The sequence below is a fragment of the Pedobacter agri PB92 genome (assembly GCF_000258495.1).
GTDB classification, from domain to species: Bacteria; Bacteroidota; Bacteroidia; order Sphingobacteriales; family Sphingobacteriaceae; genus Pedobacter; species Pedobacter agri.
In genome coordinates this window covers 1-26,688 of record NZ_AJLG01000059.1, presented here as the reverse complement: position 1 = coordinate 26,688, position 26,688 = coordinate 1, and the positions used below count along the sequence as shown (strand labels likewise).

Here is a 26,688-nt window from a genome sequence, read left to right as displayed (position 1 = left end):
TCAAATTATTCCAAAGCATCATGCCATCATCTGCCAATACTTTCTCTTCTGATTCTTCTGCAAAATGTTCCAGAATAACGTAGAAATTATTCGGATCTATACTTTTAATATAACTGTTATAGTCTTTCCAAATGGCTACTCTACCGGCATCATATTTTCTAAAAACATCATCTCCGGAAGATGGTGTTTGGGTAAAACCTTTGGATAAATCAAATCTAAAACCATCAATTTTATACTGCTGCATCCAGAATTTAATTACATCTTTCGAGAATTTTTTGGTGGCCGCACTTTCATGGTTAAAATCGTAACCTACATTAAAGGGATGTTTTGCATCAACATTAAACCAGGGACTGTTTGCCGTTGGTTTAGAACCATCGAAATACATTTGCACCATAGGCGATTGACCGAATGAGTGGTTTAGAACCATATCCATAATTACAGCAATCCCTTTACCATGGCATTCATCAATAAAATTCTGCAAGGCGGTTTTTGTTCCATAATATTTATCAGGAGCGAAATAAAATGATGGATTGTAACCCCAGCTTAAATTCCCCTCGAATTCGTTAACTGGCATCAATTCAATGACGTTAATGCCCATGTTTACCAGATAATCCAACTTCGCAAGTGTAGAAGCGTAAGTATGTTCGGTAGTGAAATCGCGAATAAGCAATTCATAAATCACAAGATTATTTTTTTCGGGGCGGACGAAGCTATTGTTTTTCCAGGTGTAAATAGGCTGGTTTGCCTGCATTACGCTTACAATGCCAGTCGTTTTACCCGTTGGATAAGCCTTTAAATTAGGATATACCGCAGCCGAAATGTATTGATCGTTGTCTGGATCAAGTACTTTCTCGCAATATGGGTCGGCAACTTTTAACTTTCCATCAACATAAAATTGATACGCATATTCAGTGCCTGGATTTAAGTTATCAATTTGAATCCACCAGGTATTTCCATCGCTGGTCTTTTTCATTATTGATGCTGTTGTAGACCAATTATTAAAATCGCCAATTAATGAAACTGAAGTTTTTCCTGGTGCATAAAGTGTAACAATAGCCGATGTTCCGTTATTGATAAACGCAACACCATCTTTTGCACCAGCAGGCAAATCGGTTGTGGGGTTTGTAGGTGTTTCTGTTCCGCCCTCAGTTGAAGATTTTTTGCAGGAAGTATGGAACGCTGTTACAAGCAGCAATAGGTAGAGGATTTTTTTTCATTTGGTTAGGGATTTTTAGAGGATTTTGGTCATTGCGAGGTTCGAAGCAATCTATTTTCGATGAGATTGATCATCCCTCGCAATGACGAAATGTTTTTATACTGACCTATTTTCTTCAATAGACAGTTCTGACGCTAAAACTTCATCGGTTTTCTTTGGTTCTCTGATGAAAATGTAACAGATAACAGCGGCTAAAATCATTAAGCCACCGCCCAATTGAACGGCTAAAAGTCTGTCGTTATTTAATACATTACGCATTAACCAGCCAAAACCTAGTGATGCTATAATTTCTGGCAGTACGATGAAGAAATTAAAAATCCCCATGTAGATGCCGATTTTATCTTTAGGTAATGAACCGCTTAACATGGCATATGGCATAGAAAGAATACTTGCCCAAGCGATACCCACTCCCGTCATACATAGATATAACATGTTTTTGTCATGTACCCAAGCAACGCTGATTAATCCGATGGCGCCACATAATAAACAAATGGCATGCGTGGTTTTTCTACCCAAAGCATCAGCTATTTTTGGTAAAACCAATGCGAAAAGGAAAGTGATTACACTATAATATGCTAAAGTTAAACTACCGAAATCGGCACCTTGAGCATAGATAGGGTCAGCGGCATCTTTACCGCCGAAAACGTTTACCGCAACGGCTGTAGTGTAATAAAACCACATTAAGAACAATCCCGGCCAGGTAAAAAACTGAACCAAGGAAACGATTTGCATGCGTTTTGGCATATTGCTTAATGCATGAAAAATCTCTTTTGCCCCGCCTAAAAAACCACTATTGTTCTGTTTCAATTTTTCTTTAAAATCGGCATCTTGAGGTGGATATTCTTTGGTGGTAAAAACGGTCCACAGTACAGCGGCAAAAAAGAAAAATGCGCCGATATAAAAGGAGAACTTGACATTTTCAGGAATATTTCCCTGCGTTGCAGTATTCTCTAAACTGAATACATTTTTCATTAACCATGGCAATGCCGAGGCTACGCTTCCGCCCAAACCAATCATCATGCTTTGCATAATAAAACCACGGTTAACCTGACTATCAGGTAATTTATCGGTAACAAATGCACGGAAAGGTTCCATGGCAATGTTGCCAAAAACATCTAAAACCCAAAGCAAACCTGCAGCCATCCATAAAACACTGCTGTGCGGCATGAAGATTAACGCAATGCTGCTAACAATGGCACCAATCATGAAATAAGGCCTTCTTCTACCCCACTTCGGATGCCAGGTTCTGTCACTTAAATAACCGATAATTGGTTGCACCAATAGACCGGTTAATGGTGCTGCCAAAAACAATAACGGAACCTGGTCGGGGTTGGCTCCAAGGTTTTCATATATACGCCCCATGTTGGCACGTTGTAAATCCCAACCAAATTGGATTCCGAAAAAGCCAACACTCATATTAATGATTTGTGCCAGTGTTAATTTCGGGTTCTCGAATACTGTTTTTAAGCTCATTGTATTTGGTTTATTTAACCGCAAAGGCCGCCGAGTAAAAACGCAAAGCACTCAAAGCTTTGTGTTCATAATCTTTGTGGAAATCGTCTCGTTCTTTGCGGTTATTTCTTAGTTTAAAATTCTATTACTTGCGCCGAAACCGGACCAAGTGTTACCGGAATGCTTGTTCCTGCAGGTATGTTTAGTTTTCTGTCAGTCAACAAATCCGTAACAGGAGAAGAATGTTTCACTTTTAAAATATGGTCTGGAATTTCGATGTTGGCTTCTAAAGTCTGGTTTCTATCAAAGTTGGCAACGACCAACAGACGTTGCTTGCCCGAATAACGGATAAAAGCATACATGCGGTTGTTCATATTTCCTGCTTGCGGAACATCATAAATTTCGCCGTTTACTACTGCATCACTGGTAGAAGTTACCTTTAAGAGCTGTTTGTAGTAAGCCCTTAAGTTTTGCTGTGCTGCATTTAATTTATGGCCATCGAATAAACCACCATTCATCCATTTCTGATGATTTGGAACACCCCAATAATCAAAAATTGTGGTGCGGTTATCATCGCCACCGAAACCCTCAGCTCCTTTTCCAGGCTCACCTACTTCCTGACCGAAATAAAGCATTACGGGACCAGAGCCAAGCGTAGCCGAAACCACCATTGCAGGTAAAGCCAATTCAGCTTTCCCTGCAAAGCCTGCTGATGCAATGCGTTCCTCATCGTGATTTTCCAAAAAGCGCAACATATGTTTGCCAAAACCAGCGCTTTCTACCTGCCACACATGACGAACATCTTTCACATCGGCAGATGGTTCGTTTCTAATTAACCTTTTAAGACCATCATATAACCCAACTTTATCATATAGGTAGTCGAATTTACCCTCTTCTAAATACTGTTTGTAAACCTGCGGATTGTAAGCTTCACCTAAGAAAATTAAATCAGGATTAACTGTTTTAACTTGCGGAATCACCCAGTTCCAGAATGCGATAGGCACCATTTCAGCCATGTCGCAGCGGAAGCCATCAACGCCTTTTTTCGTCCAAAAGATTAAAATGTCTCGCATTTTAGTCCAAACAGGCGGGATGGGTTCAAAATGATTTTGTCTGCCATTTTGATAATCGACACCGTAATTTAGTTTTATGGTTTCATACCAATCATCATATTTAGGCGATGCCGTAAAAGCATCATTACCCGTCGCTTTTGCAGGATTTTCATCAAACCTTCCGTCTTGTAATATCGAAAGCGGCGTTTTTTGTCCGTTGGTGGGTACCACAAAAGGTTGATTAGGGATATAGTAAAAATCGTTTTGCGCACTGAAAGATTTGGTTACATCATCCTTAGCGCCAAAATCGATTACGTTTTTTGGCTTTGCATAAGAATGGTAGCTTCTGGCCACGTGATTCGGCACAAAATCGATTATGACTTTCAGGTTCTTAGCATGCGTTCTTTTTACCAAGGCCTCGAACTCTTTCATTCGGTTCTTCACGTCAACCGCTAAATCCGGGTTCACATCATAATAATCACGAATCGCATATGGAGAACCTGCTCTTCCTTTTACCACATCAGCATCATCAACCTTAATTCCGTATGCGGAATAATCGGTTAAACTGGCATGGGCGATAGCACCAGTGTACCACACGTAGTTTACATGAAGTTCTTTAATGCCATCTAAAGCTTTATCCGTAATATCATTAAACTTTCCAGAACCATTTTGTTCAATGGTGCCGTAAGGAATATTTGTAGTGTTTTTATTCCCAAATAAACGGGGCAATAACTGATATATAACGATTTGTTTATCGTTCATATTTTTACTCTTTTTTTGTGCAAAGGATGATTGAGCAATTAGTAAAAGGAAAATTGCTATTACTGAAATCATTGAAATGAGGTTGCTTCGTTGTTCCTCCTCGCAATAACGAGGAGTCGAAGCCAATTTCAATACATTTTCCATTTCACGTTTTACCTCTACAATCATACCAACTCCGCGTTATTCACTTCAATTTCTGCGTTTCCAGCCAACTTATAAACCTGGTTTCTAATTCCGATTTCTAAATCAACATCGTTATGGTTTTTAATGTTGATGCCATTCTCAGTGATATTTACTTTCAAAGTTGCACCTCTGAAACCAATTGTAAATGAGAACGATTTCCACTGTGTTGGCAAGAAAGGATTAAACTGTAATTTACCATCACGAACACGCATACCTGCGAAACCTTCTACTACACTCATCCACGTTCCCGCCATGGAAGTGATGTGTAAACCATCCTCGGTATCGTTGTTGTAATCATCTAAATCTAAACGGGCAGTACGCAAATAGAATTCGTAAGCACGAGCCTCATCATTTAGTTTAGCAGCTAAAATACTATGTACGCAAGGCGATAAAGAACTTTCATGAACCGTACGTGGCTCATAAAAATCGAAGTTTCTTCTGATGGTTTCCAAATCGTAATCTTCCTCGAAGAAATACAATCCTTGTAAAACATCGGCCTGTTTAATAAATGGCGAACGCAAAATCCGATCCCAGCTCCACTTCTGGTTAATTGGTCTTTCGCTTGCCGGCAAATCTTTAACTAATGTTTGTTCTTTGTCTAAATAACCATCTTGCTGTAAGAATATACCGAGATTTTTATCTTCCGGATAATACATTTTTTCAATGATATCTGCCCAATCGGCAAATTCCTGTGCATCGAAATTTAAGCTTTTTAATAAGCTGTTGTATTTTTCTTGTTGTTGAGTTTTTACAATTTCAGCAGCCTCGGTTGCATATTTCATGCACCATGTCGCCAATAAATTGGTGTACCAGTTGTTGTTTACATTATTCTCATACTCGTTCGGACCCGTAACACCAAGCATTACATATTGCTGTTTTTCACCGCTCCAGTTTACGCGTTGTTTCCAGAAACGGGCAATACCGATTAAAACTTCCAAACCGAAATCCGACAAATAACTTTCATCACCTGTGTAACGGATATAGTTGTAAATCGCGAATGCAATAGCGCCATTACGGTGGATTTCTTCGAAAGTGATTTCCCACTCATTATGGCATTCTTCGCCGTTCATGGTTACCATCGGATACAAGGCAGCGCCATCTTTAAAACCTAGTTTAGCAGCATTTTCTATCGCTTTACCTAATTGTTTGTGACGGTAAACCAATAAGTTTTTGCTTACTTCCTGTGGAGCGGTTGCCAAGTAAAAAGGCACACAATAAGCTTCAGTGTCCCAATAAGTAGAACCTCCGTATTTCTCGCCCGTAAAACCTTTCGGACCAATATTCAACCTGTCATCTTTACCTGTGTAGGTTTGAAATAACTGAAAAATATTGAAACGAATGGCTTGTTGAGCCGAAACATCACCCTCAATAATGATATCGCTTTCTTCCCATTTGGTTGCCCAGGCTTCTGTTTGTTCTTTCAATAAAGTATCGAAACCTTTAGCGGATGCTTTTGCAATAACTGATTTGGCTTCTTCTAGAAGTGATGCCTTTGAATAATTTTCAGAGGATAAGTTTGCTGCAATTTTAATTAAAGTAATTTCCTCGTTAGCCTTTAACTCAACAGAAAAAGTTTGTCCCACGAATTTTTCCTTACGAACAGCCTCTGGACTGATATCTAATTTCGCGGAACCTTTATACAATTCGATATTGCTGCCGGTACAAACTTCGAATTCAGTTTTTTTCGTCCTTAATTGGATGTAAGCTTCCGTTCCGGTGATTTCATCAGAAACCATATCCCAGAATTTCTCATCATAATTACTATCCTGGTTTTTGACATCGCCGTCGATGAAAGGCATTAACGTGATTTTTCCGTCAAAGTTTAAAGGCGTAATGCTGTAGCGGATGGCACCCACTTCGTCATCAGCAATGCTGCAAAAACGTGTTGCTTTTACTTTTACTGTTTTACCACTTTTAAGCTTTGCAGTGAAAGTACGTTCTAAAATACCGGCATGCATATCCAAAACACGTTTGAAATCGCTCACTTCAGCGGTAGCTAAATCTAAGATTTCATCCTCCAGTTTTACTTCGATACCTACCCAGTTTGCTGCGTTTAAAACCTTTGCGAAATATTCAGGATAGCCATTTTTCCACCAGCCCACACGGGTTTTATCCGGATAGTAAACACCAGCAACATAATTCCCCAAAAGGGTTTCACCAGTGTAAGTTTCTTCAAAATTGGCACGCTGACCCATACGGCCATTACCCAAACTGAAAATACTTTCTGAAATTTTATTTAAATGTGGATCAAAGCCTTCTTCGATAATGTTCCACTCATCTGCTTTAATGTAATTCTTCATATTTTATGCTTTCGTCATTGCGAGGCACGAAGCAATCTCCTTTCGAAGTACCCATGCTTACAATTTTTGAATTTCTATTACTCTAAGATTATTCATTTGTTGCTTATGTTTTTAGAAGCATTCATGAACTCTCTACGTTCGGTTGTCTTCGTGCCTCGCAATGACGACACTGGCTAACCTACAACTCTTCTAAATCTTTAACCGTTAATTTATCTAATCCGCTTACCACCACGTCGGCATCAGTAAGCACACTTTTTTCGCCAATACCAATGGCTTTCATGCCGCCACGCTTTGCAGCTTCCACACCCGCAACCGCATCTTCAAATACAACACATTCATCAGGTTGAAAACCTAAAAGTTCAGCACCTTTCAAAAAAACTTCCGGGTCTGGTTTTGATTTTGTTACCATGTTTCCATCTACAATCTCATCAAAAAAATGAGCAAGATTAGTGCGTTCCAAAATGATTCCAGAGTTTTTACTCGCTGAACCTAATGCTAATTTGTAACCTGCTTTATGAATAGCTGTCAAAAAATCAACCGTTCCTGGCAAAACCTCAGCGGGCGTCATTTTGGTAATCATATCTACATACCAGCTATTTTTTAAAGTAGCCAGTTCTTCTTTCTCTGCATCAGTTTTTTCGACGCCGCCCCAGGCCAAAATTTTATTTAAGCTTTCTACCCGGCTTACGCCTTTCAGTTGCTCGTTTTGTTCTTCAGTAAAATCGAAGCCCATGGTATTGGCCAAACGTTTCCAGGCTTGATAATGGTAAACCGCTGTGTCTACCAGTACACCATCCAAATCAAAGAGACAGGCTTTAATTTGAGATGTTGCAGGTAGTGTATTTGATGTTTCTTGCATTGTTTTGTTTCTATATGTTGTCCACAGATATGCTAAACTGATGCCAACTAAATAAATAATTTCAAATCACTTATAGTCAATCTGCTACAATTAAATAATGGTTTTAAATGGTTCAGTATCGAACAATCCGTTCAAAAGTGAACACATTAACCCTGCTTTAATTTAACTCTAAAACTAAAGTTGTTTTTGCAGGTACTTTAATTTCTTTAAATGATACCGTTTCGTTATTGATAATGTTTTTGGCCGTGGTAATCCCATTTGTTCTTTCGGCAAAGCGATCTGTATTCAAAGTTTTTTCCTTTTCCGTATTATTAGAAATAACCATTACCGTACCTTTTGGTTGAGCATTGTATCTGAAATAAACATAAATATCATCTTCTGGAACAAACTGCATTAATTTTCCCGTTTGCAGTGCTGCGCTATTTTTGCGGTAATTGGCTAAAGTTTTCACAAAGTTGAATGCTTCATTTTCTTTATTTGTTCTGCCATCGGCGATGAACTTATTTTTCTTATCGCCATCCCATCCGCCAGGAAAATCAGAGCGTACTAAACCATCAGGGTTGGAGAAGTTTTTCATTAAAATTTCTGTTCCATAATACATTTGCGGAATGCCTCGCATCGTTAACAAAAGTGCCATTCCCATTTTGTATTTATCGAAATCTTCATTCACCACAGAATAGAAACGGCTCATATCGTGATTATCCAAAGCAATGCAGTTTAAAGTAGGATCTTTATATAGAAAGTCGTGAGCAACAACATCGTACAAACGATTGATACCATCTGTCCAGCCATTTTTACCATTTAAAGCTTCGTAAATCCCTTCTTTTATAGCCATATCGGTAATACCTGGCAAGTGCGTATCGAAACCACGGTTAACGGTATTTCCTTGAGTGAAATAAGCCTGATTCGCCACTCCCGAAACAAATGTTTCTCCGAAAATAGATAGTGTTGGAAATTCAGCTTTTAATTTTAAAGCCCAATCAGCCATGTATTCAGGGTCGTTGTAGGGATAAGTATCTAAACGCAATCCATCAATTCCTGCATACTCAATCCACCAGATGTGGTTCTGAGTTAGATAATTTTGAACATAGGGATTTTGTTCATCCAAATCTGGCATAGAGGGCACAAACCATCCATCCAACATCTTTTTACGATCAGCAGCGGATGCATGCGTGTCCATCACGGCTTGATCGCGGTAACTGGTTTGTGTATATTTTGGCCATTGATGCACCCAGCTTTTCATTGGTAAATCTTTGAAAAACCAGTGTCCGGTACCGATATGATTATGAACAATATCTTTAACCACTTTCATGCCTTTAGCATGAGCAGTTTCCACATATTTTTTGAAAAGTTCATTTGTTCCATAACGGGGATCAATTTTATAATGATCTGTTACTGCATATCCATGATAGGAAGCTTTTTTCATATCATTTTCGATTTCAGGAGTCATCCAAACGGTAGTGATTCCTAAATCTTTAAGGTAATCCAAATGATTGATCACGCCTTGAATATCTCCCCCATGGCGGAAATACATGCTGTCGCGATTGAGTGCTGTTTCGGCTAAGCCTTTAACAACGTCATTACTTTTATCGCCATTCGAAAAACGATCGGGCATTAACAAGTAAATAAAATCTTTTTGCGTTACACCTTGAATTCTACCTGCGGTTTTATCGCGGTTTTTTAATTCGTAGTTATAACTAAATATTTTTTTGCCTTTAACAGCGAAATTAATCGGGAACGTTCCCGCCTTTACTGTTGAAGAAAGTTCCAAATCCAAAAATAAGTAATTAGGATTTTCAACTTTGTTAACTTTTACCAGTTTAACACCTGGGTAAGATAAGGTTACATTACTTGTTGCAATATTTTCGCCATGAACAAGCAATTGCAATTTTGGATTATGCATTCCGGCGAACCAGAACATGGGCTCGATGCGTTCAAATTTTTGAGCGAACGAACTGAAACCAGCAAGTAAGATTAGAGAAACTAAAAATGATTTCTTTGCAAAACGCAAAGTGTTAGTCTGAGCATTAAAGGTTAGCGGACGAAGTAATATGTTAAGGGATCTAATCATGCTGAAACTTTATAGATTATAAAAAACCCCGTGGCATAACCACGGGGCAAATATGATAAGTTAGTTTTTAACAATGGTATACGTACCACCAGTCACTTTATCTCCTGTTCTGATTACAGTTAAGGTAATGGTATAGGTACCTGCAGCAGTCACTTTGATGTTATCGCCGTTTGGCGTTAAAGTAGCGCCACCGCCTAAATTAAGATCCCAGGCATGTCCGAAGCGGAATTTGAACTCTCCAACACCTAAAGTTGTTTTTAAAGAGTAAACTGTTGATTTACCATCGTTCACGCCTTTCATATCAGTATCCGCTCCCCAGCCTCCTGGTGTCGCATCGCCAATTAACGACCATTCATTTGGTGTACCAAAAACAATGGTGTTTTTATTTAAATCAACTGTTACCTGTTTTACTATTGCTTCTGGAGCTTTTAAGTTATCACCAGCGCTTGAGCTAATTTTGCCTGCACCAGCATCGCCGTAAGCAACATCCCATTTCTTAGCCGGTGTAATTTTGAACTCTAAATTCCCAGTTGTGTAAGCAATCATACCGGTGTAAACACCATTGCTGGATAAAGAAATTAAGCTATCAGCAGTTGATGGGTTCCAGCCCTGGTAAGCACCTGGAGCATAAATCCATGCAGAAGCCAGATAAGGCGTAGCACTTAATGTTACCACATTTGAATAAGTTAAATCATTTGCCGCAGCTCCTGATTTTAGCCTTACCTCAACTTGCGCAGGTGTACCAACTACGCCACCCAATGCCAAAATCATATTGTTCACTTCAGTAATGGTTGGTGCATAGGTTTTTGCTGTAACTACAATCTCTCTTGGCGTAGCGAAATTGGTTCCTTTTAAGGCAAATTGCAAAGTTGATGTAACCGGCACCACATAGCCAGTCGAAGTAGCCAATGGATAAGTTAAAGTTGTTGCTGGTAGCGCCCCGTTAGTTTGCACTAAATTTAATGTAGTGCTTGATGCCGTAAGTGTTCCTGCCGGAGTAACGTTAGAAACCGTTCTGATTTCATCTTTTTTACACGACCAAAGCGATACCGCAATTAAGCCTAAAGCTAAGGATTTGAATAATTTTGATTTCATATCTTTTGTTAATAAAGATTAATAACCTGTGTTTTGAACCAAATTCGGATTGGCAATTAAATCTGCCAATGGAAGTGGATAAAGATTACGGAAAGCTGGTAAAGCAGCACCTGCCTGCACACCACCTTTATATGGCCATAAATATGTTGAGCCGGCGAACTTTCCGAAACGGATCAAATCTGTACGACGGTGTCCTTCCCAGTATAATTCACGACCACGCTCATCTAAATAAAAATCAGTAGTAAGCGCAGCTGCACTTACGTTCCCCGAAGTATTGCCATAAGCTCTGGTACGTAAAGCATTCACATAAGTCAGCGCCAATGCTGCGCTACCACCTGAACCACCACGGGCAACTGCTTCTCCATAAATTAAGTATTGTTCTGCCAAACGGAATAAGGCAAAATCTAAAGAACTAAATGTTCCATTTAATGATCTGCCAGGAGCTCCAGTTGAAGTCACGTTTTTAAACTTAGTTACACGTAAACCATCTGTAAATTCGCCAACAGCATCAACTGCTCTTTTAGTACCGAAGAAAGCGCCACGTTTATCCAACGTTCCATTTGCATCAGGGAATAAGTTTGGTAAGTTTTGACGTGTTCTGTTACCACCCCAACCACCAGAAGGAACACCATATGATGTAGGATTCATATCAGCGTTAATTCCAGCGTTGATTAAAAAAGTTGTACCACCATAGTTTGTTCCATTAATACCATCGTAGTTAATGGTTAAAATATTTTCGGTATTGTTTACTTCGTTATCTGCTTTAAACAAATCCATATAATTTGCTTTTAATGAATAACTGGCTGCAATTACTTTGCTTGAATAAGTGATCGCTTCAGTATTTTTCGCTGTACCTGTATAAACCTGTGCATTTAAATACAATCTGGCTAGCAATGCCCAGGCTGCACCTTTATCGGCACGACCATACTCATTTGCTCTTGGCTCTGCCAAATCGCCTTCAATGGCTTTCAACTCAGATTCAACATAGTTGAATAAGGCCGCTCTTTGAATTTGTTTAGGGTTTACTTTACCAATGGCATCATCTTCGGTGATGAAAGGAGGATTACCAAAGGCATCTAACAACACCCAGTATTGGAAAGCACGTAAGAAACGAGCTTCAGCACGGTAACGGGTAATGGCAGTGGCATCAGCACCTGTAATGTTTCTGCTTGCTAATTTTTCTGCTGTACTTTCGCGTAAAAATTCATTAGCGAAAGTAATTTGCAATACGCTTCTTGAATATAAGCCACGTAAAAACTGGTTATCTGGTGTTGGTGTTCCATAATCTAATTCAGGAATACCCACATCACCCCATGCACAAATGGCCTCATCGGTTACCAATTCTTGTGAGGTCCAGAATAAACGAAGGAAATCTGCATAACCTGCATTTAATCCGCCCACATCACTATTATCAGAACCTGATGGACTTGTTAACGCATAAGTTGCATATAACTTTACCAAACTGTTTTTATAACCTGCCGGAGTTGCATAAACGGTAGCAGATGTTACATCGTTGGTTGGTGTTAAATTAAACGATTCTTTTTTGCATGAATTTAATGACAACAGTAATGCACCTGAAGCCAGTATCATTTTAAATGAATTTTTCATTTTCATATCTTTTCTTTGATAGGTTTTGATCACCGTCGCTTTAGCAGCTTTATTTTCAGCATTTAAATTGATCGTGTTCATCGCTATTAATAATTAAAAACCAACATTTAAACCTAAAGTATATGTTCTCGGACGTGGGTATAAGTTGTAATCAATACCTGAAACTGACTCAGGATCGATTCCTTTATACTTAGATACGACAAATACATTTTGGCAGTTTGCTGATATACGCATTGAAGCTGTACCAGTTTTAGAAAGTTTACCAACATTATAAGATAAACCAGCATTGTCCATTTTTAAGAATGATGCATTTCTGATATAGTAATCACTTAAGTACTGAACACCTGATGCACCTGAGAAATTGGTATTATATAAATCTGATGTAGAGTTATTCAGGATACCTTGAGTACTTAACACGTTATTTCTGATCCCAAAGTTTGAAGAAATGTTATCATAGATGTAGTTACCAAAGTTTGCTCTCAATACGGTACTTGCTGTCCATCTTTTGTAAGTGAAAGAAGTATTGAAACCTAACGTGATTACAGGATCTGGTGATTTGTAAAAATATTGGTCAGCATCGTTTACTGCACCGTCACCATTTAAATCCTGATAAACGCCTTCTAATGGTTTGCCATCAGCATTGTATACTTGTTTGTAAACAAAGAATGAACCTGGCAATTGATTAACGGCGTTATATTTTAAGTGAATACCTGTACCGCCGGTAATATCACCAGCATCAATTTTAAAACCTGAATTAGGATTTAATGTTAAGTTGGTTACTTTTCTTTTGTTATAAGCACCGTTTACACCGATATCCCATGTAGTATTCTCAGTTTTGATCGCTACATAGTTTAAACTTACCTCAGCTCCCCTTACTTCCATGTTACCCACATTGGTTGTTAAAACGTTACTAAAGTTTGTGCCCACTGGAATGGTTACTGTACTTAATAAATCTTTGGTTTTTTTGTAGTAAGCATCGATGCTACCATACAATCTGCCATTTAAAAAGCCATAATCTAAACCGGCGTTATAAGTTGTAGTACTTTCCCATCTTAAATCAGGGTCGTAACCTGCAGGACTGTAGTAGTTATAAAATGTATTACCCACCTGATACTGGCCATTGTTGGTACTTGCGTAATATTTTGATAAGTAATCATAGTTACCAATACCATCTTTATTACCGGTTTCACCGTAGGTTAATCTCAATTTCAAATCAGAAATTACTTTGCTGTCTTTCAAGAAATCTTCACCGATAATTCTCCAGGTAAAACCTGCTGACGGGAAATAACCCCAACGGTTATCTTCAGCAAATTTCGAAGAAGCATCCGCTCTCATTGTTCCTGATAGGATATATTTATCAGCAAAAGTATAATTGAAACGACCATAGTAAGAAAGCAGTTTATTTTGATCAACAGAGAAAGGGAAAACTGGAGTAGTTTGCAATACACCTGTACCTCTGTAAGTAGCAAAATTATAATTGGTTACTGCATCATCATAATAACCGTAACCGGCAGTCACATCAAATCTGCTTTTGCCTAAAGTTTTAGCATAAGTTAAATAAGCTTCAGAGAACTTGTTCATTTCTGTGTTCAATCTTCTTGAGAAAGAACCTTCAGTTGAGAAACTCTGTGCAGCATAGATTGGAACAATTGTACGTCCGTAACCTTTCGAATAATCATAACCAGCATTAATCACGGCATGTAATTCAGGCAAGAAATGGAAAGAATAATCTAGTTTTAGGTTACCAAAACTTCTGGCCGCATTACCATGATTATCTTGTTGTTCAATTAAAGCAAGTGGGTTACGTGGAGCGTTCGGATTTGGAACACCTGCAGAAGTTATCCACTCGAAATAATTTCCGAATTTGTTATTTGAATAAATCGGTTGTGTTGGATCAAACTGAATGGCCGCACCAATTGCACCATCATTTGGGTATTGAGAATCGGTTAATGAACCTTTTAAATTCAATTCGATTTTTAAGTGATCTTGAAATAATTTAGGAGAAATAGAGAAAGCTCCTGTTGCTCTTTTCAACTTACTTCTCACTACAACACCTTCCTGATCTAAATAACCGCCGGAAACACGGTAAGGTACACCTTTAAATGAACCGGCAATACTCAAGTTATTGTCAGTAGTGAATGCGGTTTGATAAATTGCATCTTGCCAATCTGTATTTGCAGTACCCAATAAAGCCTTTTGTGCAGCATTACCATTGGTATTTACGAAAGCACGAACCTCATCGGCAGTAAGTACATCAACTTTTTTAGCTACTGTTGAAATGGAATTATTAGTGCTCAGCGTAATTTGAGGCGCACCAGAGGTTCCTTTTTTAGTTGTAATTAAAATTACTCCGTTGGAAGCTCTTGAACCATAAATAGCAGTAGCGTTTGCATCTTTCAGTACAGTAAAGGTTTCAATATCATTAGGATTGATTAATGAAAGCGGACTTGGTGCATTACCAATTCCATTTCCACTAAAAGGCACCCCATCAACAACAATTAATGGATCGTTGCTGGCGTTTAATGATGCACCACCACGAATACGGATAGTACTACCACCGCCCGGCGCACCGCCGCCCGAGATGATATTAACACCGGCAACTTTACCCTGAATTAATTGTTCAGGTGTGGTAATGGTTCCTTTCTGAAAATCTTTTGAATTCACCGTAGTGATTGATCCAGTTAAGTTTTTCTTCTCAGCAGTACCATAACCGATCACCACAACCTCATTAAGTTTTTGTGCATCGGGTACCAACTGGAAATTTGCGGTAGCATTTGCCGAAACAGTAACAGCTTTATCAAGGGTTTGATAACCGATGAAACTTGCTGATAGAGTGATGGCACCATTTGTAAGTCCAGCCAATTTAAAGTTTCCGTTTACATCTGTTGATGTACTTCTTGTTGTACCTTTTACAACAACTGAAGCACCAGGTAAAGGTTGGCCGGTTTCATCAAGCACTTTTCCAGATACCGATCCGGTTTGTGCTTTTACGATTAATGCTGAAAGAACTAACAGCACCAAAAGCCCCTGTTTTAACAGGTAAAATACTTTCATATTCGAAGCTCGTTTAAGTATAAAAATTTGGTTAAATATTATAGTGAATTACACATAGGCCTAATTTACAGCACTTAATGAGATTTCAAAATTTATTTAAAAAATATATTTCGGAGTGAAAAACGCGACGGGAAAATTTAACCAAATCATCACTTTTTCTTAATATAAAAATCAAGACGAGTTATCAAATATAATTTTAAAAAACTGATTATCAATAAATTATAAATGTTAAATTTAAAATCAATGTGTATTTTTTACACTAAGCCATTTTCCGACTACTTTTCGGGAACGTTCCCGAAAAATTGAAAGCCAAATCCGATAAATTTTCGGGAACGTTCCCGATGATGAGGCAAAATTCTGCGTATTTTACACTAAGTGATGATTTTTTTTGAAGTTTTCAGCCTTGAAATTAAGGGTGATTTTTAGGCGTTTTTTGCCGGTTTGGCGGTCGAATTTCTCTTGATAATTTTAGATTGTAAAACTACCTCCGTTAAGCGATTTTTATCCTGATGATCATCCAGGATTTTGAATAATAATTTGGCGGCCTGTTCCCCTATTTCTGTTGCAGGTTGCGTAATGGTAGTTAGGGAAGGATTAAGTAATGGCGCAATCTCCAGACTCGAAAAACTGATTACCTTTAAATCATCTGGAATACTAATTCCCAAATCGTAACAGGCATAATAAGTGGCAAATGCCAAACGTTCAACAGAAGTGAATACCCCATCAGGTTTCAGCTGATTCAAAGCCTCCTTAATGATTACACTATTTTCTTCATAACTGTTGCTGCAGTCAACAATTAAACTTTCATCAAATAAGACCTGGTGTTTGGCCAAAGCGTCAATATAACCCTGCATTCTGGTTTTACCAATAGAAAGGCTTTTGTTTACCACCATATAGGCAATACGTTTACAACCTTGCTCAATCAAATGTTCAGTGGCCAGAAAACTGCTGTTGTAATCGTTTGTAATTACTCTTGGGGTTTCGATATCCTCATAAATCCTATCAAAAAATACCAGGGGCAAGCGCTTGGCACCAAAGTTATTCAAATAATTGTGATCGTTTGCCTCGCCGGAAACCGACATAACGATACCTTCTGCTCTCCCGTTATGCAGGTGACCGATAAAATTAACCTCCTTGTGATAATCATCATCAGTTACATAAATGAGGATGTGATAACCATTTTCTCGAGCTACTCTTTCAATACCATGAATGGCCTGCGAGAAATAATTATTGGCTAACTCTGGAACAATAACAGCTATCGTTTTACTTTTTTGTTCTCTTAAATTACTGGCGTAATGGTTTGGTTGATAATTAAGCTCTTTGGCCTTGGCCAAAATACGCTCTTTGGTAGCACCGCTAATATCACTATTATCTCTAAAAGCCCTTGAAATTGTCGAAGTAGATAAATTCAAAGCTTCGGCTAATTTCTTAATGTTGATACTATCCATTTGGGTTTATAAAGCTGGTTAATTTAAATTTAGTTGTAAATATAAACTATAATATTTCGAAATAAATACAGCTATTCCTTCATAAAATAGAAAATTATTCCTTTTGAGTGTAAAAGATTATTAATGTTACCGCTTCATTCGCTTTATTTTCAGTTTTTTGAGAACAAAAGTGAACTTCATCCCCAATGCATGGAATGCCAAAATAATTTCAATTTTCGAAAACAAAAAACCGTAAAGAAACATTATTAGTATTAAACAAATTATCATATTTGCCATCCAAATCATAAAGACAACCGATATGGTCAATATTTACACTTATGAGAAATAAGAAAATACTCATCGCTGACGACGACGAAGGAATTGTGGATGCTGTGACGATGATATTAGAGGTTATGGGTTATGAGGTAGCATATACTTACGACGGTGGAGCCGTAATTGATGCAGTAAAAGACCGGCCAGATTTGATTTTGCTTGATATTTGGATGAGTGGACACGATGGCCGTGATATCTGCAAACAACTCAAAAGCGATCCAGATTATCAGGAAATTCCCATTTTGATGATTTCCGCGAGCAGAGACATTCGCCAATCGGCTTTAGATGCCGGCGCTAATGATTTTATGGAGAAACCTTTTGAAATGGATTCCCTACTGAATAAGGTCGATTCTCTTTTAAATTAGCTTAGCCAGGTCAGCTGGTATTATATCCCAAAAAAAGTTCTCCCTTTAAATTTATCTCAATCATCTTTTTAGTTTCTGGATAGAAGTTTACATTCTTCATCCATCAAGTTAAGGTCTAACTGATCACCAGCAAATTCAACGCTGAATTTTAAAACATCATCAATCCCCATCCGGTTTGCATGCTGTTAAAATGATAATTCTTTCCATCATGTAAAGAAATAAATCTAATTGGGTGATGAGGATAAAAATGCCGAGATTTAAATTTTAAATGTCTGATCAGAATCCACCTGCTTTAAGAAAGATAATTCATATTGATATGGATGCTTTTTATGCATCTGTAGAGCAACGAGATTTCCCGGAATATAGAGGAAAACCGATTGTTGTTGGCGGCAAGCCAGATAGCAGAGGTGTGGTAGCAACCGCGAGTTATGAAGCCAGGCAGTTCGGAATAAAATCAGCTATGTCATGCAGCAAAGCCTATCAGCTTTGCCCTACTGCTATCTTTGTTTACCCCCGTTTTGATGCTTACAGTTCCGTTTCAAAATCTATCAGGGAAATTTTTAGCCGATACACAGATATTATAGAGCCTCTTTCTTTAGATGAGGCTTACCTGGATGTTACGGAAGATAAATTAGGTATTGGTTCGGCTATTGATATTGCAAAATCAATTAAAGACGCCATTAAAAATGAACTGAATTTAACGGCATCAGCTGGTGTTTCCATTAATAAATTTGTGGCAAAAGTTGCTTCTGATATGAATAAGCCTGATGGACTTACTTTTATTGGCCCATCAAAAATTAAAGCTTTTATGGAGAAGTTGCCTGTAGAAAAATTTTTTGGCGTAGGAAAAGTGACCGCTGCAAAAATGAAAGCGATGCAAATCCATACGGGTTCCGACCTGAAGAACCTGAGCGAATCTCAGCTTCTTTCCCAATTCGGGAAGTCGGGAAAGTTTTACTACAAAATAGTTCGGGGAATAGATGACCGGCCGGTTCGAGCCAACCGGGAAACAAAATCAGTGGGTGCTGAAGATACCCTTGCAGAAGACACCAATGAAGACTCGGTAATGCATGATTTATTAAAGCAGATTAGTGAAACCGTTGCCAAACGACTGGAGAAATATCAGTTAAAAGGAAAAACGGTTACGCTAAAAATTAAGTTCGAAGATTTTAAACTAATTACCAGAAGCCGATCTTTCCCATTGGCGATACATAAGGCAGAAAACATTTATGCCGAAGCGATTAAACTTTTAAATGATGCAAACATTGGCAGCTTAAAAGTAAGGCTATTAGGCATTACCCTCTCAAGATTTTATGATGAACATCCTTCAGAAAAGCTGGAAGATAATCAATTGGAATTTGATTTTTAAATTAAAGCCAATAACTGAACTTATTTCTTCATCACTATGCGATGATCGCTATCATCGATAATATTTACTTCAATAATCCCATCAGCGTCTCTAAGCAATCGCTTACAATCTTCACTTAAATGCTGCAAATGTAGCTTTTTGTTCGCTGAGCTATATTTTTCAGTGAGTTTATTTAGCGCATCAATTCCCGACATATCAAAAACCTTACACTCTTTAAAATCGATCACTACATGATCAGGATCCTTGGCTACATCGAATATGTCGTTAAAATTAGCAACTGAACCAAAAAAAAGCGGACCAAGAACTTCATAGTGTTTCACACCTTCCTGATCTATATACTTATTTGAGCGAATCCTTTTCGCACTATCCCATGCGAAAACCAATGCTGAAATGATTACGCCGATTAGTACTGCAAGGGCCAGGTTGTGAAGCCAAATGGTTATAACCGCCACTGATATTCCAATAAAAATATCCTGCTTCGGCATTTTATTGATGACTTTGAAACTCATCCATTCAAAAGTACCAATGGCAACCATCATCATTACACCTACTAAGGCAGCCATTGGCACCCGCTCAATAACGGGTGCACCAACTAAAATAATAACGAGTATAGTGAGCGCTGCAATAATACCAGATAGCCTTGCCCTTGCTCCCGCCGATAAATTTACAAGTGTTTGTGCAATCATCGGGCAACCGCCCATCCCTGTAAAAAAAACCATTGGTAATATTGGCAATACCTTGAGCAATACTTTCCCTATTTCCATTGCCTTTTGTTTCGGTAATTTCGTCAACCAGGTTTAATGTTAGCAAACCTTCTGTTAAGCCCACGCCAGCCATAATTAATCCATAAGGAAAAATGATTTTCAGTGTTTCTATGTCAAATGGGATTTTTGGAATATGAAATGGCGGAAAACCACCGCTTACTGAAGCAATGTTTCTGACCAGTTTGGTATCAATATTAAATGTAAGGACTACAAGAAAAACAACAATAATTGCAACTAATGATGCTGGAATTGCTTTTGTGATTTTCGGCAATAACAAGACTATCGTTATGGTTAAGGCCACCAAAGCTAGCATAATATATAAAGGTGTACCGCTTAACCAGGCTACGTTTCCGTTCACGATGGTTTTAAACTGCTCCAGTTGCGACATAAAAATAATCACTGCCAAACCATTTACAAAGCCAAACATAACGGGTTGTGGAACGAGCCTAACGAATTTACCAAGTTTGAAAAGCCCAACCAGAATTTGTATAATACCTGCAAAAGCCACTGCTGCAAACACATATTCAATGCCGTGGCTTTTCATTAAAGCAATCAATACAATTACCGTGGCACCAGCTCCGCCAGAAATTAAGCCCGGTCTTCCACCCAAAATGGCGGTAACCAAACCCATAATAAAAGCGGCATACAAACCCGTTAACGGTGGAAAACCAGCTAGAATAGCAAACGACAACGATTCGGGAATCATGGTCATGGCTACGGTTAATCCGGCTAAAATTTCAGTTCGGTAATTTATGCCCTTCGAAAAATCGAAAAGTTGAAGATAAGGTTTCATTACTGGATTATTACAGCTGCAAATATCAACTATTATAATGAATTGAGCTTATAGCGTAAACTTAATATCCTGGTAAAATCAACAAAAAATTACTTTACCTGCTGTTTTAATTCTTTTTTGGTAAACTCCTTTTTAATTACTTCGGGCAGGTATGAGACGGTATATTCCTGTTGTGAAGTTAATATGGCATCGGCATTTCCATCTATACAAAAATGCGGAGTGATAAATCCATATAGACTTTTTGTGGTGGCCATAGTTTTATTCCTCACACTTTCAAAATCTGCAGACTTCAGGTACATCAGCAAAATAGATACACCATATACATTGCCTCCATTTGATTTGCTGTTTAAACCAAGGGCTGTGCCCGGATAAACGGTTTGTCCGACCTTAACCGCAAAACTCCCTTTCTTGAGTCCTCTGTAGTTGGCCAATGTTCCATCAGCATGTTCAACAATCAAATCATTAGTTTTACTGGTATAGGCTATCCCATCAACCAAATCTGAATCGTATAAATCTTTCACTTCAACTACAACCCCTTTACGGATGGCCGTAACTGTATCCTCTTCTTTCGTAGAAAATCGATACACTTTCCAATCTTCGGGTGTGGTATTTCCGAAATAAGTAGCATTTACAAAAGATGACTCCACCGCCCTCATCTTTGCACCATTTTTAGCCGGCAAAGTGTAAACAAAAGCAGCATTATATTTCGGATTTAACTTTCCCCTAATCGACGAATAACTGTAAGAAAATCCAATTCCCTGATCTTTATTTGTAGGAGTTAAAGTTGTCAGGGTTCCTGAATAACCTCGGGCTTCAAACTTGCGATTTCCAGGATCAGCAGTATTAGTTAACTGGTCAAATTTTAACACCACGGTGTAAAACCCTGGATCTGTTTTGTCAAAGTTGAAAGTCACACTCTTATCTGCATTAACTTTATAAGACAATTTTACCGGATTTTCTTGCGCAGCTGCACAAAACCAGGCACTAGCTGAAGCAAAAAAAACCGCCAGCATTAATCTGAAATTCATCATGTGATAGATCGTTAATTTGCTGCAAATTAGAAATTAACACATTATCAGACAAATTAATTTTAATGCGGCAAAAAAGATATTAATGTGTTTTGAGCCACTCTAATCTCCTTTGATCCGGCAGATGCGTTACTTTGAAATTTTCAAATTTTGCTTCAAAACCTTTTCCATCCGGACTTGCAGCCATCAAACCAATCATTACCGGAGTGTTATCCTGTAAAGGCGCATTACGCGTCATTATATAATGCTGATCATCCAAAGAATAAAAAATTTCAACAGCATCTAACCTTCGCACCACCTTAATCCAGATAAATGGTGGCACTTTGTCCAAAGGCAGCACACTCCAATCGCTTTTTTCATGCGTAACTACCGTACTCACATTAAATTTACCATCTACAAATTCAACACCTGTTTTGATGTAGTTCTGATGATCAATCCTAATCATTAAACCCATTTGATCGAAACGTGCTTTGTAAGCACCGGTGAGTTTCACTTTCGCTTCAAATTCTCCGCCATAGGTTCCATAATAAAATGGAGCATCATCAACAGTGAAACCATAATGAGAAATTCTCCAATAATCACTATTTGGCGTTACCTGCATGATCAGGCCATTATTTTTTATCTCCCACTTTTCGGGTTCATTAAACCATTGCATCTTTTCCAAACTTTGTGCGTGTACTTTGTTCAGGCTGAACAGCGTGCTTACGATGAGTAATAATTTCTTCATTTTGATCATATCATATTCAATCTGCCCGGATGTTGCCCGAAACATTTAATCACAAAGCTATCTAAGCCAAAACCCAAATTCAATGGTTATAAATAACCACTATCTTTGCTGCAGATGAGAAAAACACTTAACACTAAACTATTGGCCCAACATTTCGAATTCAATCCAATGCCTCACCTGATGTTGGACAATGCCAAATCGATTGCCAGGATGTACAGCATAATGGAAAATTGCATCAGTGTGCTAAGTGATTTAAGAACAAGAAAAAGTTACATCTATAATGGCGCAGTGGCCAATTTACTTGGACTATCAGCTGACCAAACTGAAATTACGTCTATCTGGGAAGATGAATTGTTAAATAAAGTTCATCCCGAAGATTTGGAAAAAAAATACAGGCTTGAGTTTGATTTTTTTCAGCTTCTAAACACCATTGATGTTGCCGATCGCACGGACTATCAGGTGATTACTAAGCTAAGAATTAAAAAGAAAGATGGAAAGTATGCTTTTGTGCAGCACCGTTTGATTTATGTTGCCAGCTCAGAGGATGGCAGCATTTGGCTAGCACTTTGCCTTTACAATCTGATTTTTGATCATCCTGAATTTGAAATTCCGCAGGGCGTGATTCTCAACAATAGAACAGGTAAGATTATTAAGGATAACGAGAACCGGTTTGGAACGCTGCTATCGCTACGCGAAAAAGAAGTTCTTCAATTGATTAAACATGGTCGCAGAAGCAAGGAAATTGCAGATAAATTGTCGCTAAGCATTAATACTGTAAACCGCCATAGGCAAAATATATTTAGAAAGTTAAATGTAACTAACGCTATGGAAGCCTGCAAGGTTGCCGAAAATACAGGATTATGATCAAGATAATTAAAATCGTTATTTCTTAACCATTGAAAGTAATTTCTTGCCACCCATCATGATAGGGATGGCAATTAAACCGCCAACTATACCTGCCCCAAATTCTTTTATAGTAGATTGAAGATTTGGCAAAACATGATGCATAAACTCAATATTGTGAACGAAAATACCGCCGGCTACTAATATTAGGGCAATGGTTCCTACAACTGCTAACACTTTGATAATGATAGGAAGCGCTTTAACCAGCAAGTGACCCAATGAGCCAAAAAAACCTTTATCATTTGAACGCTTAATAAGCTTGTAACCCGCATCATCCATACGTACAATCAAAGCCACAATACCGTAAACCCCAACGGTTGCCAAAATAGCAACTACCGATACGGTTAAAATTTGAATGGCTAAAGACTTATCCAGCACACTTCCAAGCGCAATAATTACAATTTCAATAGAAAGGATAAAATCAGTTAATACTGCCGATTTAACTTTTGCTTTCTCAGCCCCGGCATCATCTTTTATTACTTCGACTGCAGCCTCATCTGCCGGCTTTGGCTTGTGGAAAAAATATTCGATAATCTTTTCTACGCCTTCATAAGCCAAATAAAATCCACCTAAAATTAAAATCACTTTAATGGCTATGGGAAAAAATGCCTGAAGTAATAAAGCTATAGGAACGATAATCAGTTTGTTTAAAAAAGAGCCTTTAGTAATCGCCCACAATACAGGTATTTCTCTTGAAGCTAAAAAACCAGTAGCTTTTTCTGCATTAACGGCTAAGTCATCGCCGAGTATGCCGGCAGTTTTACGTGTAGCCAATTTGCTTGCCATGGCAACATCATCCATTAAAGCACCTATATCATCTAAAATCGCAAAAAAACCTGAAGCCATCTGTATTTATTTATTATGCCGCAAAATAGAAATTCGCTTTCGCATTAAAAGAATAAAACTGTTTTTCTTAATAAAAAAGGATACAGGTTTTGAGCTATAATGCTTTTCCACTTATCTCGCTTTCTTAATTTTGCTGCAAATTTCATTATTCAAATATTTAACAAACAGCGTTGAGTGGAACTTAAAACAACTATTGAGAATAACCAAAAATTCATTATTATTGGCTAAATTTAATTTTAAGCCTTTTTCGGCAGAAACAAACTAGTAATGCAAACTGTCAGCGACCTGGATTTAGTGAACATGATCAAAGCTGGCAATCATTTAGCATTCTCTGAATTATATCAACGATACAAAATAGTTTTGTACCTCCACATTAAAAAAATGTTGAATAATGAAGACGAAACCAAAGATATTATTCAGGAAACATTTACTTATATCTGGGTGAACCGATTAGATTTAAATATATCTACATCTGTAAAATCATACTTATACACTACTGTCCGCAATAAGGTACTTAACGTCATTACCCATCAAAAGTTTGAAAATAACTACCTAAACTCTCTGCAAAACATTATTGAAATTGGTGAATTTTCTACTGATGAGAAGATACGTGAAAATGAACTGATCGCATTAATTGAGAGAGGCATAGAAAATCTTCCCGCTAAAATGAGAGAAGTTTTTGAGTTAAGCCGAAAATATCACCTTAGCCACAAAGAAATATCTGAAAAACTAAATATTTCCGATAAAACGGTAAAGAAGCAGATCAGTAATGCCATAAAAATACTGCGATTGGAAGTCAGAAACTTTATTTTACTATTTTCTTTCATTTAATTTAAAATTCATCTACTACCAGGGGGAAGTTCAATTGTCTTAGCCATATAAACCAGACATCCCACCCTAAGTAAAATGAACAGAATTAAAGCTGAGGAATTAATAAAAAAATATAAAGAAGGTAATTTAAGTGCTGATGAAAAATTGGTGCTGGAAAAATGGTATGCCACATTAGAAGAAACGAGCAACCTTCATTTGGAACCAGGAGAGTTGGTAAAAAATCTGGATGACATTTGGAAAACGATAGAATTAAACACCACTCTAGCAGATAAAAGACCTGTAATCAAAACCATTTGGAAGCGTGTTGCAGCTATAGCAGCGATACTTTCATTGGTAATTATTTCAGTAATATATTTCAGTTCCCGCTCTGAAAAAAGTTCAGGCAGCGATTACAGATCAATTGCCAAAACAATTAAACCTGGCGGAAACAAAGCAACTTTGACGCTTTCGAATGGAGAAATTATTATTCTTGATAGTGCCAGTAATGGAAAACTTTTAGAACAGGCTGGAATCAGTATTACCAAAACTACCGATGGCCAAATCATTTACACCGCTAACGGTAATCATAAACCAACCGACAAACCTCTAATTAACACCATTACTACGCCAACAGGTGGCCAATATCAAATCCAACTTCCTGATGGAAGTAAAGTTTGGTTAAATGCGCAATCTTCACTTCGTTATCCCTCATTTTTTAACGACAAGGAGCGACTTGTAACACTCACAGGAGAAGCCTATTTCGAAATTGCCAAAAGTCCAAAAAAGCAAAATTTTAAAGTCATTACCATTAATCAAACGCTGGAAGTGCTGGGTACCCATTTCAATATTAATGCTTACAGCAACGAAGCCTCAGTGAAAACCACACTGTTGGAGGGGCAGGTAAAGGTTAGCCGATTGTTGCCTGATAAAAATGTGGAAATGCCCGTATTACTTAAACCAGGACAGCAAAGTAGTGTATCTGCTAAAACATTAAATGTAGAAAATGTAGCTCCAGCACAATTTACCTCATGGAAAGATGGTTCGTTTGCTTTTAAGGATACGGATTTAAAAACGGTGATGAGGACATTATCTAGATGGTATAATATAAATGTTTCTTATGAAGGAACTATTCCAAACCTGGAATTTAGTGGCGAGCTGAATCGCAACCTCAACCTAGATCAAATACTGGATGTACTGAGTTTTTATCAAGTTCATTTCAAAATGGAAGGTAAAAATTTAATTGTTGCTCCTTCAAATACCAAATAATTTAACAACCAAACTAAACCAACAAACATGAAGAAAAATTTACTAAAAGAATAGCAAAACCAGTTCATCAGATTAAAAAAAACCGCAGCAGTGTTGGCGCACTACTACGGCAATAAATCTGAGCTAAAGCTGGAGATATCCAGCGCAAATAATCCGAAACTATTTTATTAACCCAAACAAACAAAAGTATGAATTTAAATGCTACTGCGCTTGCTGTGCCTACCACATGGCTACCACCTAAATTACTGTTAACTATGAAATTGACAATTTTTATACTCCTACTCGCTCTTGTTCAAGTTAGCGCAAAAGGGTACGGCCAGATTTCACTCAAAGAAAAAGATGCTCCACTTGAAAATGTATTAAATCTTGTAAAAAAACAATCAGGATATTCGTTAGTGTGTACGT

The 26,688-nt window shown here is 37.9% G+C and carries 19 protein-coding genes and 1 pseudogene; 6 read left to right on the top strand and 14 right to left on the bottom strand.

Features of this window, described 5'->3' with window-relative positions:
* The 10 genes from ON09_RS10560 to ON09_RS10515 form a co-directional block, all read right to left on the bottom strand.
* Nucleotides 1-1,195, bottom strand: a 1,195-nt coding sequence (locus ON09_RS10560; protein ID WP_010601037.1) for an alpha-amylase family glycosyl hydrolase, incomplete at its 3' end; no start/stop codon positions are given.
* 117 nt (nt 1,196-1,312) lie between these two features.
* Nucleotides 1,313-2,689 carry an MFS transporter gene (locus tag ON09_RS10555; protein ID WP_010601036.1) on the bottom strand — a complete coding sequence of 459 codons (1,377 nt, stop codon included), beginning with the start codon at nt 2,687-2,689 and terminating at the stop codon, nt 1,313-1,315.
* A gap of 113 nt (nt 2,690-2,802) precedes the next feature.
* The gene (locus ON09_RS10550; protein WP_010601035.1) at nt 2,803-4,650 is read right to left on the bottom strand and encodes an alpha-amylase family glycosyl hydrolase; all 1,848 of its coding nucleotides are present in this window, start codon (nt 4,648-4,650) and stop codon (nt 2,803-2,805) included.
* On the bottom strand, nt 4,647-6,965 hold the full coding sequence (locus tag ON09_RS10545) for a glycoside hydrolase family 65 protein (protein ID WP_010601034.1): 2,319 nt from the start codon (nt 6,963-6,965) through the stop codon (nt 4,647-4,649). The genes ON09_RS10550 and ON09_RS10545 overlap by 4 nt, the downstream gene beginning before the upstream one ends.
* A gap of 178 nt (nt 6,966-7,143) precedes the next feature.
* Nucleotides 7,144-7,824: a beta-phosphoglucomutase gene (gene pgmB / locus ON09_RS10540; protein WP_010601033.1), complete on the bottom strand. Its 681-nt coding sequence runs from the start codon at nt 7,822-7,824 to the stop codon at nt 7,144-7,146.
* A gap of 157 nt (nt 7,825-7,981) precedes the next feature.
* The gene (locus ON09_RS10535; RefSeq protein WP_010601032.1) at nt 7,982-9,895 is read right to left on the bottom strand and encodes a glycoside hydrolase family 13 protein; all 1,914 of its coding nucleotides are present in this window, start codon (nt 9,893-9,895) and stop codon (nt 7,982-7,984) included.
* Between the two features lie 60 nt (nt 9,896-9,955).
* Entirely contained in the window at nt 9,956-10,990 is a 1,035-nt protein-coding gene (locus tag ON09_RS10530; RefSeq protein ID WP_010601031.1) for a SusE domain-containing protein, read from the bottom strand.
* Nucleotides 10,991-11,008: 18 nt separating this feature from the next.
* On the bottom strand, nt 11,009-12,679 hold the full coding sequence (locus tag ON09_RS10525) for a RagB/SusD family nutrient uptake outer membrane protein (protein WP_010601030.1): 1,671 nt from the start codon (nt 12,677-12,679) through the stop codon (nt 11,009-11,011).
* Nucleotides 12,680-12,691: 12 nt separating this feature from the next.
* Entirely contained in the window at nt 12,692-15,652 is a 2,961-nt protein-coding gene (locus ON09_RS10520) for a SusC/RagA family TonB-linked outer membrane protein (RefSeq protein WP_010601029.1), read from the bottom strand.
* Between the two features lie 422 nt (nt 15,653-16,074).
* A complete protein-coding gene (locus ON09_RS10515) occupies nt 16,075-17,100 on the bottom strand; it encodes a LacI family DNA-binding transcriptional regulator (protein WP_010601028.1) in 1,026 nt (341 codons plus the stop codon).
* A 317-nt stretch (nt 17,101-17,417) separates the two neighbouring features.
* Between ON09_RS10515 and ON09_RS10510 the strand changes: the two genes are divergently transcribed.
* Nucleotides 17,418-17,777, top strand: a complete 360-nt coding sequence (locus tag ON09_RS10510; protein WP_010601027.1) for a response regulator — start codon at nt 17,418-17,420, stop codon at nt 17,775-17,777.
* 268 nt (nt 17,778-18,045) lie between these two features.
* Complete coding sequence (gene dinB, locus ON09_RS10505; protein ID WP_010601026.1) at nt 18,046-19,146, top strand: DNA polymerase IV; 1,101 nt, start codon at nt 18,046-18,048, stop codon at nt 19,144-19,146.
* A gap of 20 nt (nt 19,147-19,166) precedes the next feature.
* Here the strand turns inward: dinB and ON09_RS10500 are convergent.
* The 3 genes and pseudogenes from ON09_RS10500 to ON09_RS10490 form a co-directional block, all read right to left on the bottom strand.
* Nucleotides 19,167-20,703 (bottom strand): annotated as a pseudogene (locus tag ON09_RS10500) (SulP family inorganic anion transporter).
* Nucleotides 20,704-20,792: 89 nt separating this feature from the next.
* Nucleotides 20,793-21,734, bottom strand: a complete 942-nt coding sequence (locus ON09_RS10495) for a M23 family metallopeptidase (protein ID WP_083837979.1) — start codon at nt 21,732-21,734, stop codon at nt 20,793-20,795.
* A 79-nt stretch (nt 21,735-21,813) separates the two neighbouring features.
* The gene (locus ON09_RS10490; protein WP_029204266.1) at nt 21,814-22,458 is read right to left on the bottom strand and encodes a DUF1349 domain-containing protein; all 645 of its coding nucleotides are present in this window, start codon (nt 22,456-22,458) and stop codon (nt 21,814-21,816) included.
* A gap of 114 nt (nt 22,459-22,572) precedes the next feature.
* Here ON09_RS10490 and ON09_RS10485 point away from each other — a divergent pair, with 114 nt between their 5' ends.
* Entirely contained in the window at nt 22,573-23,322 is a 750-nt protein-coding gene (locus ON09_RS10485; protein WP_010601023.1) for a response regulator transcription factor, read from the top strand.
* Between the two features lie 18 nt (nt 23,323-23,340).
* Here the strand turns inward: ON09_RS10485 and ON09_RS10480 are convergent, their stop codons facing one another.
* Nucleotides 23,341-24,207 (bottom strand): DUF808 domain-containing protein, encoded by an 867-nt coding sequence (locus tag ON09_RS10480; protein ID WP_010601022.1) that lies wholly within the window; start codon nt 24,205-24,207, stop codon nt 23,341-23,343.
* 267 nt (nt 24,208-24,474) lie between these two features.
* Here ON09_RS10480 and ON09_RS10475 point away from each other — a divergent pair, with 267 nt between their 5' ends.
* From ON09_RS10475 to ON09_RS26000, 3 genes are all read left to right on the top strand, one after another.
* Nucleotides 24,475-25,038: an RNA polymerase sigma-70 factor gene (locus tag ON09_RS10475; protein ID WP_010601021.1), complete on the top strand. Its 564-nt coding sequence runs from the start codon at nt 24,475-24,477 to the stop codon at nt 25,036-25,038.
* Between the two features lie 75 nt (nt 25,039-25,113).
* Complete coding sequence (locus ON09_RS10470) at nt 25,114-26,283, top strand: FecR family protein (protein ID WP_010601020.1); 1,170 nt, start codon at nt 25,114-25,116, stop codon at nt 26,281-26,283.
* Nucleotides 26,284-26,471: 188 nt separating this feature from the next.
* Nucleotides 26,472-26,688, top strand: a 217-nt coding sequence (locus tag ON09_RS26000) for a hypothetical protein (protein WP_010601019.1), incomplete at its 3' end; no start/stop codon positions are given.

Coding starts and splice junctions, on each gene's coding strand:
- ON09_RS10555 (WP_010601036.1), bottom strand. CDS start 2,689: ATGAGCTTAAAAACAGTATTCGAGAACCCGAAATTAACACTGGCACAA.
- ON09_RS10550 (WP_010601035.1), bottom strand. CDS start 4,650: ATGATTGTAGAGGTAAAACGTGAAATGGAAAATGTATTGAAATTGGCT.
- ON09_RS10545 (WP_010601034.1), bottom strand. CDS start 6,965: ATGAAGAATTACATTAAAGCAGATGAGTGGAACATTATCGAAGAAGGC.
- pgmB (WP_010601033.1), bottom strand. CDS start 7,824: ATGCAAGAAACATCAAATACACTACCTGCAACATCTCAAATTAAAGCC.
- ON09_RS10535 (WP_010601032.1), bottom strand. CDS start 9,895: ATGATTAGATCCCTTAACATATTACTTCGTCCGCTAACCTTTAATGCT.
- ON09_RS10530 (WP_010601031.1), bottom strand. CDS start 10,990: ATGAAATCAAAATTATTCAAATCCTTAGCTTTAGGCTTAATTGCGGTA.
- ON09_RS10525 (WP_010601030.1), bottom strand. CDS start 12,679: ATGAACACGATCAATTTAAATGCTGAAAATAAAGCTGCTAAAGCGACG.
- ON09_RS10520 (WP_010601029.1), bottom strand. CDS start 15,652: ATGAAAGTATTTTACCTGTTAAAACAGGGGCTTTTGGTGCTGTTAGTT.
- ON09_RS10515 (WP_010601028.1), bottom strand. CDS start 17,100: ATGGATAGTATCAACATTAAGAAATTAGCCGAAGCTTTGAATTTATCT.
- ON09_RS10510 (WP_010601027.1), top strand. CDS start 17,418: ATGAGAAATAAGAAAATACTCATCGCTGACGACGACGAAGGAATTGTG.
- dinB (WP_010601026.1), top strand. CDS start 18,046: ATGTCTGATCAGAATCCACCTGCTTTAAGAAAGATAATTCATATTGAT.
- ON09_RS10495 (WP_083837979.1), bottom strand. CDS start 21,734: ATGATGAATTTCAGATTAATGCTGGCGGTTTTTTTTGCTTCAGCTAGT.
- ON09_RS10490 (WP_029204266.1), bottom strand. CDS start 22,458: ATGAAGAAATTATTACTCATCGTAAGCACGCTGTTCAGCCTGAACAAA.
- ON09_RS10485 (WP_010601023.1), top strand. CDS start 22,573: ATGAGAAAAACACTTAACACTAAACTATTGGCCCAACATTTCGAATTC.
- ON09_RS10480 (WP_010601022.1), bottom strand. CDS start 24,207: ATGGCTTCAGGTTTTTTTGCGATTTTAGATGATATAGGTGCTTTAATG.
- ON09_RS10475 (WP_010601021.1), top strand. CDS start 24,475: ATGCAAACTGTCAGCGACCTGGATTTAGTGAACATGATCAAAGCTGGC.
- ON09_RS10470 (WP_010601020.1), top strand. CDS start 25,114: ATGAACAGAATTAAAGCTGAGGAATTAATAAAAAAATATAAAGAAGGT.